The 16,984-nt window shown below is 60.5% G+C and carries 14 protein-coding genes; 4 read left to right on the top strand and 10 right to left on the bottom strand.

The window, feature by feature from the left end:
• Positions 1-401 precede the first annotated feature (401 nt).
• Positions 402-1,412, bottom strand: a complete 1,011-nt coding sequence (nagZ, locus tag BFQ01_RS30090; protein ID WP_065928158.1) for a beta-N-acetylhexosaminidase — start codon at positions 1,410-1,412, stop codon at positions 402-404.
• Positions 1,413-1,548: 136 nt separating this feature from the next.
• The gene (locus BFQ01_RS30095) at positions 1,549-2,256 is read right to left on the bottom strand and encodes a TetR/AcrR family transcriptional regulator (protein ID WP_027604237.1); all 708 of its coding nucleotides are present in this window, start codon (positions 2,254-2,256) and stop codon (positions 1,549-1,551) included.
• 263 nt (positions 2,257-2,519) lie between these two features.
• Here BFQ01_RS30095 and lexA point away from each other — a divergent pair, with 263 nt between their 5' ends.
• Together lexA and sulA are read left to right on the top strand one after the other, a co-directional pair.
• Positions 2,520-3,128, top strand: coding sequence for a transcriptional repressor LexA (gene lexA, locus BFQ01_RS30100; protein WP_003172575.1), 609 nt, complete (start codon positions 2,520-2,522; stop codon positions 3,126-3,128).
• A gap of 10 nt (positions 3,129-3,138) precedes the next feature.
• Positions 3,139-3,612: an SOS-induced cell division inhibitor SulA gene (sulA, locus tag BFQ01_RS30105; RefSeq protein ID WP_027604238.1), complete on the top strand. Its 474-nt coding sequence runs from the start codon at positions 3,139-3,141 to the stop codon at positions 3,610-3,612.
• An 83-nt stretch (positions 3,613-3,695) separates the two neighbouring features.
• Here sulA and BFQ01_RS30110 read toward each other — a convergent pair whose 3' ends face one another.
• The 7 genes from BFQ01_RS30110 to BFQ01_RS30140 all read right to left on the bottom strand — a co-directional run bounded on the left by BFQ01_RS30110 (position 3,696) and on the right by BFQ01_RS30140 (position 12,245).
• Complete coding sequence (locus BFQ01_RS30110; RefSeq protein ID WP_010212068.1) at positions 3,696-3,929, bottom strand: hypothetical protein; 234 nt, start codon at positions 3,927-3,929, stop codon at positions 3,696-3,698.
• 118 nt (positions 3,930-4,047) lie between these two features.
• Positions 4,048-4,569: a DUF6586 family protein gene (locus BFQ01_RS30115; protein ID WP_027604239.1), complete on the bottom strand. Its 522-nt coding sequence runs from the start codon at positions 4,567-4,569 to the stop codon at positions 4,048-4,050.
• A gap of 205 nt (positions 4,570-4,774) precedes the next feature.
• Complete coding sequence (topA, locus tag BFQ01_RS30120) at positions 4,775-7,396, bottom strand: type I DNA topoisomerase (protein WP_065928159.1); 2,622 nt, start codon at positions 7,394-7,396, stop codon at positions 4,775-4,777.
• Positions 7,397-7,510: 114 nt separating this feature from the next.
• Positions 7,511-7,747 (bottom strand): DUF1653 domain-containing protein, encoded by a 237-nt coding sequence (locus BFQ01_RS30125; RefSeq protein ID WP_027604241.1) that lies wholly within the window; start codon positions 7,745-7,747, stop codon positions 7,511-7,513.
• Positions 7,748-7,843: 96 nt separating this feature from the next.
• A complete protein-coding gene (gene fadA / locus BFQ01_RS30130) occupies positions 7,844-9,019 on the bottom strand; it encodes an acetyl-CoA C-acyltransferase FadA (protein WP_026136849.1) in 1,176 nt (391 codons plus the stop codon).
• A 29-nt stretch (positions 9,020-9,048) separates the two neighbouring features.
• Positions 9,049-11,196 carry a fatty acid oxidation complex subunit alpha FadB gene (fadB, locus tag BFQ01_RS30135; RefSeq protein ID WP_065928160.1) on the bottom strand — a complete coding sequence of 716 codons (2,148 nt, stop codon included), beginning with the start codon at positions 11,194-11,196 and terminating at the stop codon, positions 9,049-9,051.
• A 611-nt stretch (positions 11,197-11,807) separates the two neighbouring features.
• Positions 11,808-12,245, bottom strand: a complete 438-nt coding sequence (locus BFQ01_RS30140; protein ID WP_027604243.1) for a hypothetical protein — start codon at positions 12,243-12,245, stop codon at positions 11,808-11,810.
• Positions 12,246-12,350: 105 nt separating this feature from the next.
• On the opposite strand from BFQ01_RS30140, the gene BFQ01_RS30145 reads away from it, so the two are divergent.
• Positions 12,351-12,791: a universal stress protein gene (locus BFQ01_RS30145; protein ID WP_027604244.1), complete on the top strand. Its 441-nt coding sequence runs from the start codon at positions 12,351-12,353 to the stop codon at positions 12,789-12,791.
• A gap of 82 nt (positions 12,792-12,873) precedes the next feature.
• On the opposite strand, the gene BFQ01_RS30150 is transcribed toward BFQ01_RS30145, so the two are convergent.
• A complete protein-coding gene (locus BFQ01_RS30150) occupies positions 12,874-14,793 on the bottom strand; it encodes an ATP-binding cassette domain-containing protein (RefSeq protein ID WP_065928161.1) in 1,920 nt (639 codons plus the stop codon).
• A gap of 213 nt (positions 14,794-15,006) precedes the next feature.
• On the opposite strand from BFQ01_RS30150, the gene BFQ01_RS30155 reads away from it, so the two are divergent.
• Positions 15,007-16,935 carry a transglycosylase SLT domain-containing protein gene (locus BFQ01_RS30155; RefSeq protein WP_065928162.1) on the top strand — a complete coding sequence of 643 codons (1,929 nt, stop codon included), beginning with the start codon at positions 15,007-15,009 and terminating at the stop codon, positions 16,933-16,935.
• The last annotated feature ends 49 nt before the right edge of the window (positions 16,936-16,984 follow it).

Consider the following 16,984-nt stretch of genomic DNA (forward strand, 5'->3'; position numbering starts at 1 on the left):
CAGCCTCGCTTGCGCTCGGCAGCTGCTACGGGGGGTGAGGCCATGGCATTCGTAGCAGCTGTCGAGCCTCGGCGAGGCTGCGTAGGCCGCGACTCGGTCCTGGATCATCAGCGCGGCCTACGCAGCCTCGCTTGCGCTCGGCAGCTGCTACGGGGGGGTGAGGCCATGGCATTCGTAGCAGCTGTCGAGCCCCGGCGAGGCTGCGTAGGCCGCGACTCGGTCCTGGATCATCAGCGCGGCCTACGCAGCCTCGCTTGCGCTCGGCAGCTGCTACGGGGGGGGTGAGGCCATGGCATTCGTAGCAGCTGTCGAGCGCAAGCGAGGCTGCGTAGGCCCCGACCCGGTCCTGGATCATCAGCGCGCCTGGCGCAGCCTCGCTTGCGCTCGACAGCTGCTACGCATTAGTCGATGAGTTGAGCGGCTCTCAGAGCAGCCAGGGCCGTTAACCAACGTGGGTCCTGTTTATAGTCAGTCGAAGCAATCGCCTGCCCACGCATACGCGCGATGCGGGCCGATGGCGTGACCTTCATGCGCTGCGCCGCACTCAGCGCCAGCTCAGCCGCCGCACGGTCGTTGCACACCAGCCCCATGTCGCAACCTGCGGTCAGCGCCGCCTCGATCCGACTGGCCGCGTCGCCGACCACATGGGCACCGGCCATCGACAGGTCATCGCTGAAAATCACCCCATCGAACTGCAACTCGCCGCGCAGGATGTCCTGCAACCAGCGGCGTGAGAAGCCGGCAGGCTGCGCATCCACCTGCGGGTAGATAACATGCGCCGGCATCACTGCCGCCAACTGCTTGCTCAGGCGTGCGAAAGGCACCAGGTCATTGGCGCGAATCTGTTCCAGGCTGCGTTCGTCATTGGGAATCGCGACGTGAGAGTCGGCCTCGGCCCAGCCATGGCCCGGGAAGTGCTTACCGGTGGCGGCCATGCCGGCGCTGTTCATGCCACGGATAAAGGCACCGGCAAGCACGGCGGCGCGCTCGGGATCGCCCTCGAAGGAACGGGTGCCGACCACGGCGCTGCGCTGGTAGTCCAGGTCCAGTACCGGGGCGAAGCTCAGGTCGAGGCCGACCGCCAGCACTTCAGTGGCCATGATCCAGCCGCACTGCTCGGCCAGGTACTCGGCGTTGGGGTTGTCCGCCAACGCGCGCATGGCCGGCAGGCGCACAAAGCCTTGGCGCAGGCGCTGTACGCGACCGCCTTCCTGGTCGACCGCCAGCAGCAGGTCCGGGCGCACCGCACGAATCGCCGCGCTCAATTCCCGCACCTGGCGCGGATGCTCGATATTGCGCGCAAAAATGATCAGGCCACCGACCTCAGGCTGGCGCAACAGGTGGCGATCCTCGGCCGTCAGCCAAGTACCGGCCACGTCGACCATCAAAGAACCTTGCAGGGCAGCAGTCATAAACCTTCCTTAAATAACGCACGCAACCCGTTGTCCTCACCAGGCGCAGTGAGGACAACAGGTTGCGAGTAAATAGCTGAATTCGGCATGGGCGGCTAGCTTAGCGGATGCAAGCGGCCGCGCACACCCGGAGCGGTCAAACCTTGGCGGCAGCTGGCGTGGATTTGCTGCGTGGGCGCAACTGGGCGGCAGCCATGGCCGAGTCGGTCACGCCGGTTTCAGCGCGCATACCGGCGGCAAGGAATGGCACCATCAGGCGCATGACCTGCTCAATGGAAGTGTTCACGCCGAAATCGGTCTCGGCAATCGCACGCAACGCCTTGATCCCGGACATGCTGAATGCGGCTGCACCGAGCATGAAGTGCACGCGCCAGAACAGTTCGATCGGCGGAATACGCGGGGCGGCTTCGTTGACCAGCAACATATAGCGGCGGAATACCTTGCCGTACATGTCTTCCAGGTAACGGCGCAAGTGGCCCTGGCTCTGGCTGAATGCCAGGCCCAACAGGCGCATGAAGATCGACAGGTCATTGCCGCTGCGTGGCTGAACCACCAGCGCCTGCTCCACGAGCATTTCCAGCAGGTCTTCCAGGGTCGGCTTGTGGTCGGCCTTGGCCTGGCGGCGCTCGAGTTCACGGTCGAGGCTGGCACAGAACGGCCCCAGGAAGCGCGAGAATACCGCCTGGATCAGGGCCTTTTTCGAGCCGAAATGGTAGTTCACCGCGGCGAGGTTGACCCCGGCCTTGCTGGTGATCAGCCGCAATGAAGTTTCAGCAAATCCTTTTTCCGCGAACAATTGCTCGGCAGCATCGAGAATGCGTTCAACGGTTTCCGACTGGGCCATGGATACTCCGCCTGACAAACACTTGTTTGAAACATACGTTTCAGGGTGTGTCTTGTCAAGCCTGCAAGTTCGCTTTCCGGCCGGGCAGTCATCTATTTCATCGCTATTTAATCACATACTCCCAGGTCTGTAGGCAGCGCTATCTCTGCCTTGTAGGACAGTTAACGAATGACCGTCCAGCGGAGGCGTAGAAAAGGATGATTGCCAAGCGCAGTCCACTGTATATAATCCCAGTCACTGTATAAAAAGACAGAGCGATCAACATGCTAAAACTGACGCCACGCCAAGCTGAGATTCTGGCTTTTATCAAGCGCTGCCTCGATGACAACGGCTACCCGCCGACACGAGCCGAAATTGCGCTGGAACTGGGGTTCAAGTCCCCCAACGCCGCCGAAGAACACCTCAAGGCCCTCGCTCGCAAAGGCGCGATCGAGATGACCCCCGGTGCTTCACGGGGTATTCGCATCCCTGGCTTCGAAGCCAAGGCCGACGAATCGACACTGCCGATCATCGGTCGCGTCGCCGCCGGCGCGCCCATCCTGGCGCAGCAGCACGTCGAGGAATCCTGCAACATCAACCCGACCTTCTTCCACCCTCGCGCCGACTACCTGTTGCGGGTACATGGCATGAGCATGAAGGACGTGGGTATCTTCGATGGCGACCTGCTGGCCGTCCACACCACCCGAGAAGCCCGTAACGGCCAGATCGTCGTCGCCCGTATCGGCGATGAAGTCACCGTCAAACGCTTCAAGCGCGAAGGCAGCAAGGTCTGGCTCCTGGCCGAGAACCCTGAGTTCGCCCCGATTGAAGTGAACCTGAAAGATCAGGACCTGGTGATCGAAGGCCTGAGCGTCGGCGTCATTCGCCGCTAAAGGAGGCATCATGCAGCTCGTGCACACCCCCCAACACACACAACTGTCGCTGTTCGAGGCCTTTATGGCCCAACCCCTTGCGCCCATCCTCAAGGAAACGGTCGAGGCGCCCTGGAGCGCCGAACCTGAGGCGTTCAGTGAACTGTCGTTGCGCGGTGCGGCCGGGAGCTGCCTGAGCCTGCTGGCGCCGATCCTTCGTGAACTGAGCGAGGAACAGGATGCACGCTGGTTGACGCTGATCGCCCCGCCCGCCAGCCTGACCCAGGCCTGGCTGCGGGATGCCGGCCTTAATCGCGAGCGCATCCTGCTGCTGCAACCGCGCGGTGCGCAAAGTGCTCAGCAGTTGACCTGTGAAGCCTTGCGCCTGGGCCGTAGCCACACCGTGGTGAGCTGGCTCAACCCGCTGAATGCCACTGCCAAGGCACAGCTGATCAGCGCAGCGCGTACCGGCGATGCACAGAGCTTGAATATTCGATTGGGTTAATTCTGTGTGCCGCAGGCTATCCCTGTGGAGGGGGCCTGTTGTGGTGAGCGGGCTTGCCACAACAGCGAACCCACTTGCCACACTCAGTGAAGAACGCGCGGGCCGTCTTCTTTCTCGGGCTCGCCTTCTGCCAGGCGACCGGCCATCTGCACACCAACGCTCAACATGGCTTTTGCCACTTCCACGTGCTGGCCCTGCAGGAACACCTTGGCGTCCTCGGAAAAATCCAGGATAACCAGAGAACCTTCGTCCTCGGCCCGGCGCAGCTCGATTCGGCCGTCAGGCAACTCAACAATTTCCAGAAAGGACGTCGGCATAAAAGTCTGTTCTCCACGAAAGGCCGGGATTATATCAGTCATCCGCCCGGCCTCGCTGAGGATCTGAAGAGGTTTCTTTACGGCTTGATGAACGGTGCCATGTGAATCCGACCAACGTTCAGCACTCGTTCAAACCTTCACGAAAGCGCAATGCCATCTTTTTCAGCGCCTGACGCCAGCCTTCCAACTCTTCGCGACTCAGTGGCTCGGGCTCTTCCTCTTCCAGCGCCACCGCCACGATCAAGGGCTGGGTCACATCGCCCTTGGGCACATGGGGAACACGGGGCGGCTGAAACATATCCGCATGGGCCTTAAGCAGACGCGCGACCCAGCTGTCAGGGCTCTGCGCCATTTCCACCAACTCGGCCAGCTCAGGGATCGCCATGCTTTCCAGCACCTCACGATTCATGATCATTTCCGCACGGGGCGAACCGGCCTGGGGCAAGCGGTAGAACCCGGCGATCTCATGACACAAGCCCAGTAACGCACCATACAGGTGGAACAACGCGGCTTCACGCCCGGCCTGGACCAGCGCAATCGCGTTCATCTCCTTCCCCTCCTCGGCACGGCCAAGGGCTTCCAGGGACAAACCCGCAAAATAAATTTTCTGATTGGTACGGGTATAGAGCTCGTTGGCCATAACGGCAATCTCCACAACGAATAAGCGTGATGCTGGCTATGTAGGAGCGAGCTTGCTCGCGAAAAACTTCAGAGCACCGTTCGGTGCCAGGTTTTTCGCGTAATCGTTAACAACCTTCGCGAGCGAGGACCAGGCGTCCTCCTCGTTCCCACAGCAAGCAAAAGCCGTCTATACAGACGGCTTCTAACGTTAACAGACTAGCGGGTCAAGCGCCCTGGCGCTTGTCCTCGACCTTCCACTTGCCACCGTCGTAGAACGCTTTCCAGCCGGTTGGCTTGCCGTCCACTTCGGTCTGCACGTACTGCTCCTTGGTCTTGCGGCTGTAGCGGATCACGGCTGGGCGACCATCCGGGTCCTTCTTCGGCGCGTCACACAGGAAGTGGTACTTCGGATCGATCTCGTCCTTGTGCGGCACGATCTCCAGCACCAACGGCGCTCGGGTCTCGCGATTTTTCGGGAACTGGCTGGCCGCCAGGAACAGGCCCGAGGCGCCGTCACGCAGGATGTAGGTGTCGTTGACCTTCTCGCACTTGAGTTCCGGCATCTTCACCGGGTCCATCTTCGGCGGCGCCGCGTCACCGCTTTTCAGCAGTTTGCGCGTGTTCTTGCAGGTCGGGTTGGTGCAACCGAAAAACTTGCCGAAGCGGCCGGTCTTAAGCTGCATCTCGCTGCCGCACTTGTCGCATTCCAGGCTCGGGCCTTCATAGCCCTTGATGCGGTAACTGCCCTCTTCGATCTCGTAGCCGTCGCAATCCGGGTTGTTACCGCAGATGTGCAGCTTGTGCTTCTCGTCCAGCAGGTAGGCGTCCATCGCCGTGCTGCAGATGGGGCAGCGGTGCTTGCCACGCAGTACCAGCGACTCGGATTCACCCTCGTCGTCGGCGGCGATTTCATCACCCGGCACCAGGTTGACGGTGGCCTTGCAGCGTTCTTTCGGCGGCAGGCTGTAGCCCGAGCAACCGAGGAACACGCCGGTGGATGCGGTACGAATCTGCATCGGACGGCCACAGGTCAGGCACGGGATGTCGGTCATCACCGGCTGGTTGGCACGCATGCCGCTCTCGGGGCTTTCAGCCACTTCGAGTTTTTTCTTGAAGTCGCCGTAGAACTCGTCGAGCACGTTTTTCCAGTCGCGCTCGCCCTGGGCCACGTCATCGAGGTTCTCTTCCATACCGGCGGTAAAGCCGTAGTCCATCAGGTTGGAGAAGCTCTCGGACAGGCGCTCGGTAACGATATCGCCCATCTTTTCCGAATAGAAACGACGGTTGTGCAGCGCGACGTAGCCACGGTCCTGGATGGTGGAGATGATCGCCGCGTAGGTCGACGGACGACCGATACCGCGCTTCTCCATCTCTTTCACCAGGCTGGCTTCCGAATAACGCGCCGGCGGCTTGGTGAAGTGCTGGGACGGGTCGAGCTTGATCAGCTTCAGCGTGTCGCCCTGGGCCATGTCCGGCAGCACATCGTCATCGCCAGGCTTGGCGATCTGCGGCATCACACGGGTGTAGCCGTCGAACTTGAGGATACGGCCCTTGGCACGCAACTCGAAATCGCCCGCACCCACGCTGACAGTAGTGGACAGGTATTGCGCCGGCAGCATCTGGCAAGCCAGGAACTGGCGCCAGATCAGCTCGTAGAGGCGCTCAGCGTCGCGCTCCATGCCACTCAGCTTGCTTGGCTCGGTGTTGGCATCGGAAGGACGAATCGCTTCGTGAGCCTCCTGGGCGCCTTCTTTGCTGCTGTAGACGTTCGGCTTCTCCGGCAGGTACTTCTTGCCGAATTCGCTTTCAATATAGGTACGCGCCATCGCCACCGCGTCTTGCGACAGGTTGGTGGAGTCGGTACGCATATAAGTGATGTAGCCGGCTTCGTACAGACGCTGGGCCATCATCATGGTTTTCTTCACCCCGAAGCCCAGGCGGTTACTTGCGGCCTGTTGCAGGGTGGAGGTGATGAACGGCGCCGACGGCTTGCTGCTGGTCGGTTTGTCTTCACGCTTGACGATGCTGTAGCTGGAGGCCTTGAGCTTCTCCAGCGCGGCCATGGCCTGGGCTTCGTTCAGCGGCTTGAACGCCTCGCCTTTCTCACGGGCCACTTCGAAGCGCACGTTGGCGCCCTTGGCGGTGCCCAGGTCGGCGTGGACTTCCCAGTATTCCTCGGGGTTGAACGCACGGATCTCACGCTCGCGCTCCACCACCAGCTTGACCGCTACCGATTGCACACGGCCGGCGGACAGGCCACGGGCGATCTTGGCCCACAGCAGCGGCGAGACCATGTAACCCACCACGCGGTCGAGGAAACGACGGGCCTGCTGGGCGTTGACACGATCGATGTCCAGCTCGCCCGGCTTGGAGAAGGCTTCCTGGATGGCTTTCTTGGTGATTTCGTTAAACACCACACGCTTGTAGCGGCTGTCATCACCGCCGATGGCTTCCCGCAGGTGCCAGGCAATGGCTTCCCCTTCGCGGTCCAAGTCCGTTGCGAGATAGATGGTGTCGGCATCCTTGGCGAGCCGGCGCAGCTCTTCGATGACCTTTTCCTTGCCCGGAAGGATTTCGTACTTGGCCTTCCAGCCATGATCCGGGTCCACACCCATGCGCGAGACCAGCTGCTTGCGCGCTTTCTCTTTAGGCGTGAGCACCGGACCTTCGCCCGCAGCCGCCTTGCCGCGCTTGGCGGCAGGCTCCTTGCTGGCGCTAGCCGAACCGCTGGTGGGCAGGTCTCGGATATGGCCGATACTCGACTTCACCACGTACTCGTTGCCCAAGTACTTGTTGATGGTCTTGGCCTTAGCCGGGGATTCCACAATGACCAGCGATTTGCCCATGGATCGGAAAATTCCTGAATTCGAGAAGTGAAAGGCAGTTGGCGCCTGACGCGGCAACGCTATATATAGTGGCAACAAGGTGAGGTCAAGCGCAGCATTCTGCGCGACCTGCCGTTATTGCCCTGAAAAAAGACTGGGTTCGACCTGGACCAAAGCAAAGCGCGGGACCTGCTCGCCGTCAACTTCGACGGTCTCCAGGAACATGCTCAAGGGGCGCACCCAAAAGCCGTAATCGCCATACAGTGCTTGGTAGAACACCACTTCTTCTTCGGTCTCGGAATGCCGTGCCACGCTGAAAACGCGGTACTGCGGACCTTTATAATGTTGGTAGAGCCCTGGTTCGACTTTCATGCTCTGGCCCCCTTACAAAATTTGTTGAAAAAAATATTAAAAATTCCAAAAAACAAAAACCGGGGCACTGGGCCCCGGCTTCCGTCGACTCAACGCTTAGACGCGTTCGAAGACGGTGGAGATGCCTTGGCCGAGACCAATGCACATGGTTGCAACCCCAAGGTTACCGCCATTTTGCTTCATCACGTTAAGCAAAGTGCCGGAAATACGCGCACCGGAGCAACCGAATGGGTGGCCCAGGGCAATCGCACCGCCGTGCAGGTTAACCTTCTCGTTCATCTTGTCGAGCACTTTCAAATCTTTCAGCACCGGCAGGGCCTGTGCAGCGAAAGCTTCGTTGAGTTCGAAGAAGTCGATATCGGAGATGGTCAGGCCCGCGCGCTTCAAGGCTTTTTGTGTCGCCGGTACTGGACCATAGCCCATGATTGCCGGGTCCACACCCGCCACCGCCATCGAACGAATCACTGCCAGCGGCTGGATGCCGAGGTCCTGGGCACGCTGCGCCGACATCACGATCATGCACGAGGCGCCGTCGGTGATTTGCGACGAAGTACCCGCCGTCACGGTGCCGCCCTTCGGATTGAAGGCAGGCTTGAGGGCCGCCAGGCTTTCCAGGGTGGTATCCGGACGAATGGTTTCGTCGTAGTCGAACAGCTTGAGGAAACCGTTCTCGTCGTAGCCGTTCATCGGGATGATTTCATCCTTGAACTTGCCTTCCACGGTCGCCTTGTGGGCGAGCTGGTGGGAACGCACGCCGAACGCGTCCTGGGCTTCACGGGTAATGCCGTGCATCTTGCCGAGCATTTCCGCGGTCAGGCCCATCATGCCCGAGGCTTTTGCCGCGTACAGCGACATGTGCGGGTTAGGATCGACGCCGTGCATCATGCTGACGTGGCCCATGTGCTCCACGCCACCGACCACGAATACATCACCGTTGCCGGTCATGATCGCCTGGGCGGCGGTATGCAGCGCACTCATGGACGAGCCACACAGGCGGCTGACGGTCTGGCCGGCTGCCGTGTGCGGGATCTGCGTCATCAGCGACGCCATGCGCGCGATGTTCCAGCCCTGCTCCAGGGTCTGGTTGACGCAGCCCCAGATCACGTCCTCGACTTCGTTCGGGTCGACCTTGACGTTGCGTTCCAGCAGCTTGCTGATCAGGTGCGCCGACATGTCTTCAGCGCGGGTGTTGCGGTGCATGCCGCCCTTGGAGCGGCCCATCGGCGTACGACCGAAGTCGACAATCACGACGTCTCTTGGATTCAAGCTCATAAATATTCTCGCTCTAGTCGTCTGGGCACTTAACCGAAGAAGCGCTGGCCGTTCTTGGCCATCTCACGCAGCTTCGCGGTCGGGTGGTACAGCGGGCCCAGATCAGCGTATTGATCAGCCAGGGCAACGAACTCGGCCACACCGATCGAGTCGATGTAACGCAGCGCACCACCACGGAATGGAGGGAAGCCAATACCGTACACCAGGCCCATATCGGCCTCGGCGGCGGTTTCAACGATGCCGTCTTCCAGGCAACGCACGGTTTCCAGGCACAGGGCGATCATCATCCAGTTGATGATGTCCTCATCCGACACCTCACGCTGTTCGTAGATGACCGGAGCCAGCACTTCGTGCACCGACGGGTCGGCCACTTTCTTCTGCTTGCCCTTCTTGTCCGCCTCGTAGGCGTAGAAACCCTTGCCGTTCTTCTGGCCCAGGCGCTTGGCCTCGTAGAGCGCGTCGATCGCCGAGCGGCGGTCGTCTTTCATGCGGTCCGGGAAGCCTTCAGCCATCACGCCACGACCGTGGTGGCCGGTGTCGATGCCGACCACGTCCATCAGGTACGCCGGGCCCATTGGCCAGCCGAATTTTTCCATGACCTTGTCGATGCGCACGAAGTCCACACCGGCACTCACCAGCTTGGCGAAACCGCCGAAGTACGGGAACAGCACGCGGTTGACCAGGAAGCCCGGGCAGTCGTTGACCACGATCGGGTTCTTGCCCATTTTCTTGGCGTAGGCAACGGTGGTGGCAATCGCCAGCTCGCTGGACTTCTCGCCACGGATCACTTCCACCAGCGGCATCATGTGCACCGGGTTGAAGAAGTGCATGCCGACGAAGTTTTCCGGACGCTTGAGGGCCTTGGCCAGCAGCGAAATGGAAATGGTCGAGGTGTTCGAGGCCAGGATGGTGTCGTCTTTGACGTGGCCTTCAACTTCAGCCAGTACCGCCTGCTTGACCTTCGGATTCTCGACAACCGCTTCGACCACCAGGTCGACATGGCCGAAATCGCCGTAGGACAGCGTAGGACGAATACCGTTAAGCACTTCAGCCATCTTCGCCGCAGTCATACGACCTTTATCAACGCGGCCGACCAGCAGCTTGGCGGCTTCGGCCAGGCCCTGTTCGATACCGTGTTCGTTGATGTCCTTCATCAGGATCGGCGTGCCTTTGGACGCCGACTGATAGGCGATACCGCCGCCCATGATACCGGCGCCGAGCACGGCAGCCTGTTTCACGTCCTTGGCGATTTCGTCGTAGGCCTTGGCCTTTTTCTTCAGCTCCTGGTCGTTCAGGAACAGGCCGATCAGGCTCTGGGCCGCCGAGGTCTTGGCCAGTTTGACGAAGCCTGCTGCTTCCACTTCCAGGGCTTTGTCGCGACCGAAGTTCGCGGCCTTCTGGATGGTCTTGATCGCTTCAACCGGCGCCGGGTAGTTCGGGCCGGCCTGGCCAGCCACGAAACCCTTGGCGGTTTCGAACGACATCATTTGTTCGATGGCGTTGAGCTTGAGTTTTTCCAGCTTCGGCTGACGCTTGGCCTTGTAGTCAAATTCGCCGCTGATGGCGCCCTTGATCAGGTTCAACGCGGCTTCGGCCAGCTTGTCCGGAGCCACCACGGCGTCGACGGCACCGACTTTCAGTGCGTCTTCGGCACGGTTTTCCTTGCCGGCGGCAATCCACTCGATGGCGTTGTCGGCACCAATGATGCGCGGCAGGCGCACGGTGCCGCCGAAGCCCGGGTAGATGCCCAGCTTGACTTCAGGCAGGCCGATCTTGGCTGTGGCCGCCATGACGCGGAAGTCCGCCGCCAGGCACATTTCCAGGCCGCCGCCCAGCGCGATGCCATTGATCGCGGCAACGGTCGGTACGTTGAGGTCTTCGAAATCGCTGAAAATCTTGTTGGCTTCGAGGTTGCCAGCCACCAGCTCGGCATCGGGCAGCTTGAAGTTGTCGACGAATTCGGTGATGTCAGCGCCGACGATAAACACGTCCTTGCCGCTGGAGACGATCACGCCTTTGATCGATGCATCAGCCTTGATGGTGTCTACGGCCTGACGCAGTTCGTTCAGGGTTAGACGGTTGAACTTGTTGACGGACTCACCCTTGAGGTCGAACTTCAGTTCGACGATGCCACTTTCAAGAGCCTTAACCGTGATGGCTTTACCTTCGTAAATCATCAACTGATCTCCACGATATGGAAGCTGAACAGTACACATTGGACGCTGGCCTATGCTTGGACATTGATAATTTCGTCAATGCTCAGGCCAATCCGCCAGGCACACCCGCCAATGCGATAGTCGGGTTTCTGTATGAGCGGTCTGACAGACAAACGCTCAATTCATACGCCCGTTTGATTTGGGTACGCCACCTTCATCCAATTCCGAGCAATTGTCAATCGCTCGAAAGGCTAGGAAAAACGCGACTTTCCAGTCATTTCAGAACCCCGGGGCCAGGCCCGCGATTCGTCAATATTCAACTATTCACGAAATCAATAATGAAAAAGATAGGGAAAACCGCTGTACAGAACCGGATATGCCGCTAGGCTAGCGACAACCGTAACGCGCCTGGATGAACATCCGACGCGGAAAACCCAGATTTACCGGCCTGCCTGGCCAACTCCAGCCCGATGATGCTTTCGGGCTTTTTATTGCCTGGCGTTTGGTATTTTTGTAGGAGCGAGCTTGCTCGCGAAAAATTCAAGGGCGCCGCGTATAACCTGAATACCCGCGTTATCGTTGACGATTTTCGCGAGCAAGCTCGCTCCTACAGAGAGCGGCAGAGGGCAGCATCAGGCCAGGGCCTTGAGCAATGTATCAATGGCGAGCAGGTCGCTCGCCTCGCCCTTCTCGCCCCAGTAAAGGGCGATCATTTGCTTGTCGGCCTCGACCTTGTAGACATTCGCCGGCAGCGTTGCAAAATGCGGCAACAACTTCTCGTCCACACACACTTCGCGCCACTGATTGACCCACACGCCAGGCTCCAGCTGCCAGTAGCTCCAAACGGCCGGCATACTGCCGCGCCGGGGTCGGCAGTACTGCGCACACGGGCTCGGCGGCTCTTGCTTGAGCCAGTGCGGCCACTCCTGGGGCGCCAGTTGCATGGCCAGGCCGATGCGGCGTGCCTCCATGCGCAGGGCCATGCGCCCGCTCTGATGGCGTGATGGGCGCAGCCATGCCAGGGGGCTCAGAACCACGACAAGGATTGACACCACTATCCAGACCGTCATATGTGTACTCCCGATTTTTCTGATGAGCGGATTTGACCTGACGCAACCCTATCCGCTTGAAAGCAGCCATACTGAATCTATTGCAGTCCCCTGGAGGAACGCCCCATGTCCTACGAACATATTCTGGTCGCCGTAGACCTGACCGAAGAGTGCGATCCAGTGATCAAGCGCGCCCGAGCGTTTGCCGTTGCCAGTGGCGCAAAACTGTCACTGGTGCATATCGTCGAGCCCATGGCCATGGCCTTTGGCGGCGACGTGCCCATGGACCTTTCCCAATTGCAGCAACAACAGTTCGACCAGGCCAAGGAGCGCCTTGACCGCCTGATCGTCAAATACCCCGAAGTGACCAAGGAAAACTCCCACCTCACCTACGGCCAACCGCGCCAGGAAATCCACCACCTGGCCAAGGAGCAGCATTGCGACCTGATCGTGGTCGGCAGCCATGGCCGTCATGGTTTGGCGTTGCTGCTGGGTTCTACTGCCAATGATGTGCTGCACGGTGCGCCGTGCGATGTATTGGCCGTCAGACTGGTAAAAACCTCTTAAGGCCACATTTGAACCGCATTTCATATGAAAAAGCCCGGCGCCCATATTAGGGCGCCGGGCTTTTTTATTGCACGAAGGTCACTCAGGCATCCAGCTCGGCCCAACGCTCGACCAGCACTTCCAGCTCCTGGTTCAACGTCTCCAGGGAGGCGATGACCTTGGCGGTTTCCGCCGCCGGACGCAGGTAGAAACCCGCGTCAGCCATTTCCGCTTCTACTGCGGCGATCTGCTGTTCCTTGGCGTCGATATCACCCGGCAAGGCTTCCAGCTCACGCTGCAGCTTGTAGCTGAGTTTCTTCTTGGCCGCCGGTGCCGCTTCCTGGGCCGGTGCAGCCGCTTCCACCGGAGCCACCACAGCGGAGGCCAGGTCGGCCTTGCCGGACTTGCTCTCGGTCACGCCCAACAGGCGCGGCGAGCCGCCCTGACGCAGCCAGTCCTGGTAACCACCGACGTATTCGCGCACCTTGCCTTCACCTTCGAAGACCAGGGTGCTGGTGACCACGTTGTCGAGGAATGCCCGGTCGTGGCTGACCATCAGCACAGTGCCGTTGAAGGTCAGCAGGACCTCTTCCAGCAGCTCGAGGGTTTCCACGTCGAGGTCGTTGGTCGGTTCGTCGAGCACCAGCAGGTTGGCCGGCTTGCTGAACAACTTGGCCAGCAGCAGGCGCGCACGCTCGCCACCGGACAAGGCCTTCACGGGCGTACGCGCACGTTGCGGGCTGAACAGGAAATCACCCAGGTAGCTGAGTACGTGGCGGCTCTGGCCGTCGATATCGATAAAGTCGCGGCCTTCGGCGACGTTGTCGATCACGGTCTTTTCCAGGTCCAACTGATGGCGCAACTGGTCGAAGTAGGCCACGTCGATGCGCGTGCCCTCTTCCACCGTGCCGCTGGTCGGTTGCAGACCATTGAGCATCAGCTTGAGCAAGGTGGTCTTGCCGGTACCGTTGGCACCCAACAGGCCGATACGGTCGCCGCGTTGCAGGACCATGGAGAAGTCCTTGATCAGGAACGGGCCATCCGGGTGATGGAAGCTGACGTTCTCGAGCACCATGACCTGCTTGCCCGACTTATCGGCGGTATCCAGCTGGATATTGGCCTTGCCGGTGCGCTCGCGACGTTCGCTGCGCTCGACGCGCAGGGCCTTGAGGGCACGCACGCGGCCTTCGTTACGGGTACGGCGCGCCTTGATGCCCTGGCGGATCCAGACTTCTTCCTGGGCCAGTTTCTTGTCGAACAGGGCGTTGGCGGTTTCTTCGGCGGACAGCGCAGCTTCCTTGTGCACCAGGAAGCTGGCGTAGTCGCCGTTCCAGTCGATCAGGCCGCCACGATCCAGCTCAAGGATGCGCGTCGCCAGGTTTTGCAGGAAGGAACGGTCGTGCGTGATAAACAGCACGGCGCCCTGGAAATCCTTGAGGGCTTCTTCCAGCCAGGCGATGGCGCCGATGTCCAGGTGGTTGGTTGGCTCGTCAAGCAGCAGCAGGTCGGGCTCGGACACCAGGGCCTGGGCCAGCAGCACACGACGACGCCAGCCGCCGGACAACTCGGCGAGGGTCTTGTCGGCCGGCAGCTGCAGGCGGCTCAAGGTGCTGTCCACCAGTTGCTGCAGGCGCCAGCCGTCACGGGCTTCGAGGTCCTGCTGGACGTGCATCAGCTTGTCCAGGTCGGCTTCGGTGACGCAGTTCTGGGCCAGGTGATGGTATTGCGCAAGCAACTCACCGACACCGTCCAGGCCTTCGGCAACCACGTCGAACACAGTCCGTCCGTCGGCAACCGGCAATTCCTGCGGCAATTCGCCAATCTTGAGGCCTGGGGCGCGCCAGACAGAGCCGTCATCGGGCTTCTGGTCGCCCTTTACCAGCTTCATCATGCTGGACTTGCCGGTGCCGTTGCGGCCGATGATGCACACCCGCTCACCACGGGCGATCTGCCAGGACACCTTGTCCAACAACGGCATAGCGCCGAAAGCAAGGGACACATCGCTGAATTTGAGCAGGGTCATACGCTTCTCCAAAAACTGGGCGCGCATTCTACCTGACTTGAGGGTGGGATGCGGCCAGCATTTTCGCTACCGACACGTTCTGTAGGACATTTCCGGAGAACTTGAACGAACCACCCGGCAAAGCTTTCGCCGGCCGCTGGCAAAAGGCTAAGCTAGGGGCAATCAGTGTCGGCGGTGCCGGTGCTAGTCGTGATTTCTCTGCACGGACGTCTCATGCGCAGTCGCCTTTTCAACTTTTTATCTTGTCTGCTTTTTTCCGCCACCGCCGTTCAATCCGCCCAGGCCGTGGACCTCACCACCCAACGTCAATATTACGATGAAGCCAAACGCGCCCTGGCCAAGGGCGATACCGGCCCCTACATGCAATACAGCCAGGCCCTGGCCGACTACCCGCTGACGCCTTACCTGGCCTACGACGAACTGACCGCCCGGCTGAAGACCGCCAGCAACGAGGAAATCGAACAATTCCTTGCCAAAAACGGCGACCTGCCCCAGGCCAACTGGATGAAGCTGCGCTGGTTGCGCTGGTTGGCCGAGCGTGGCGACTGGCAGACCTTTGAAAAGTACTACGACCCCAAGCTCAATTTCGTCGAGCTGGACTGCCTGCATGGCCAGTTCCAACTGACCCACAACTTGAAGGCTGAAGGCTACAAAACCACGGAAAAACTCTGGATGACCGGCAAATCCCAGCCGGCCGCCTGTGATGCCACCTTCAGCCAATGGGCCGCCGACGGCCAACTCACTGAACAAAAAATTTGGGACCGCGCCAAACTCGCCGCCGAAGCACGCAATTACCCGCTGGCCAACAGCCTGGTAAAAACCCTGCCGACCCTGGGCGCCCAGGGCCGCCTGATGGTGGACGTAGCACAGAAGCCCGACATGCTCGGCGACCCGTCGCGCTTCCTACCGGCCACCGAGGCGATGTCTGACGCCGTCGGCCTGGGCCTGCGCCGCCTGGCACGCCAGGATCCGGACAAGGCCATGGCCCTGCTCGACGGTTACGCCAGCAGCATGCACTTTTCCCGTGACGAAAAAGTGGCAATCGCCCGTGAAATCGGCCTGACCCTGGCCAAGCGCTTCGACCCGCGAGCGCTTGAGGTGATGACCAAGTACGACCCCGAGTTGCGCGACAACACCGTGTCCGAATGGCGCCTGCGCCTGCTGTTGCGCCTGGCCCGCTGGGAAGATGCCTACCAACTGACGCGCAAACTCCCGCAGGATTTGGCCACCACCAACCGCTGGCGCTACTGGCAGGCCCGTAGCCTGGAACTGGCCGAGCCGAAAAACCCGCAAGCCCTGGTGCTGTATAAGAACCTCGCACAGGAGCGGGACTTCTATGGCTTCCTGGCCGCCGATCGCTCCAAGGCTCCGTACCAGTTGAAGAACAAGCCGCTGCTGATGAGCCAGGCGCTGGTCAACAAAGTGCGTAACACCCCGGGTGTGCGCCGTGCCCTTGAGTTCTACGCCCGTGGCCAGATCGTGGATGGCCGCCGCGAGTGGTACCACGTCAGCCGCCATTTCAACCGTGACGAAATGGTCGCCCAGGCCAAGCTGGCCTACGACATGAAGTGGTACTTCCCAGCGATCCGCACCATCAGCCAGGCCCAGTACTGGGATGACCTGGACATCCGCTTCCCGATGGCCCACCGCGACACCCTGGTGCGCGAAGCCAAGGTCCGTGGCCTGCATTCCAGTTGGGTATTCGCCATCACCCGCCAGGAAAGCGCATTCATGGACGACGCCCGCTCCGGGGTCGGCGCCAGCGGCCTGATGCAACTGATGCCCGGCACCGCCAAGGACACTGCGCGCAAGTTCAGCATCCCCCTGGCCTCACCCGCCCAGGTGCTGGACCCGGACAAAAACATCCAGCTCGGCGCGGCTTACCTGAGCCAGGTGCACAGTCAGTTCAACGGCAACCGTGTCCTCGCCTCCGCCGCCTACAACGCCGGTCCCGGCCGCGTGCGCCAGTGGCTACGTGGCGCCGACCACCTGAGTTTCGACGTATGGGTGGAAAGCATCCCGTTCGACGAAACCCGCCAGTATGTGCAGAACGTGCTGTCTTATTCGGTGATCTACGGGCAGAAGCTCAACTCGCCACAGCCGTTGGTGGACTGGCATGAGCGCTACTTTGATGATCAATAAGGTTTGAAGCAGAAATGAAAATGCCCGCATTGAGAGATGCGGGCATTTT

Origin of the sequence: Pseudomonas sp. 8 R 14, from assembly GCF_900005955.1 — a bacterium.
Classification (GTDB): domain Bacteria; phylum Pseudomonadota; class Gammaproteobacteria; order Pseudomonadales; family Pseudomonadaceae; genus Aquipseudomonas; species Aquipseudomonas marginalis.

Bases quoted from the DNA above. Each gene is read 5' to 3' on its own strand.
- BFQ01_RS30140 (WP_027604243.1), bottom strand. From the start codon at position 12,245: ATGACGGTCTGGATAGTGGTGTCAATCCTTGTCGTGGTTCTGAGCCCC.
- fadA (WP_026136849.1), bottom strand. From the start codon at position 9,019: ATGAGCTTGAATCCAAGAGACGTCGTGATTGTCGACTTCGGTCGTACG.
- BFQ01_RS30155 (WP_065928162.1), top strand. From the start codon at position 15,007: ATGCGCAGTCGCCTTTTCAACTTTTTATCTTGTCTGCTTTTTTCCGCC.
- BFQ01_RS30110 (WP_010212068.1), bottom strand. From the start codon at position 3,929: ATGCCGACGTCCTTTCTGGAAATTGTTGAGTTGCCTGACGGCCGAATC.
- BFQ01_RS30125 (WP_027604241.1), bottom strand. From the start codon at position 7,747: ATGAAAGTCGAACCAGGGCTCTACCAACATTATAAAGGTCCGCAGTAC.
- lexA (WP_003172575.1), top strand. From the start codon at position 2,520: ATGCTAAAACTGACGCCACGCCAAGCTGAGATTCTGGCTTTTATCAAG.
- BFQ01_RS30150 (WP_065928161.1), bottom strand. From the start codon at position 14,793: ATGACCCTGCTCAAATTCAGCGATGTGTCCCTTGCTTTCGGCGCTATG.
- fadB (WP_065928160.1), bottom strand. From the start codon at position 11,196: ATGATTTACGAAGGTAAAGCCATCACGGTTAAGGCTCTTGAAAGTGGC.
- topA (WP_065928159.1), bottom strand. From the start codon at position 7,396: ATGGGCAAATCGCTGGTCATTGTGGAATCCCCGGCTAAGGCCAAGACC.
- sulA (WP_027604238.1), top strand. From the start codon at position 3,139: ATGCAGCTCGTGCACACCCCCCAACACACACAACTGTCGCTGTTCGAG.
- nagZ (WP_065928158.1), bottom strand. From the start codon at position 1,412: ATGACTGCTGCCCTGCAAGGTTCTTTGATGGTCGACGTGGCCGGTACT.
- BFQ01_RS30115 (WP_027604239.1), bottom strand. From the start codon at position 4,569: ATGGCCAACGAGCTCTATACCCGTACCAATCAGAAAATTTATTTTGCG.
- BFQ01_RS30095 (WP_027604237.1), bottom strand. From the start codon at position 2,256: ATGGCCCAGTCGGAAACCGTTGAACGCATTCTCGATGCTGCCGAGCAA.
- BFQ01_RS30145 (WP_027604244.1), top strand. From the start codon at position 12,351: ATGTCCTACGAACATATTCTGGTCGCCGTAGACCTGACCGAAGAGTGC.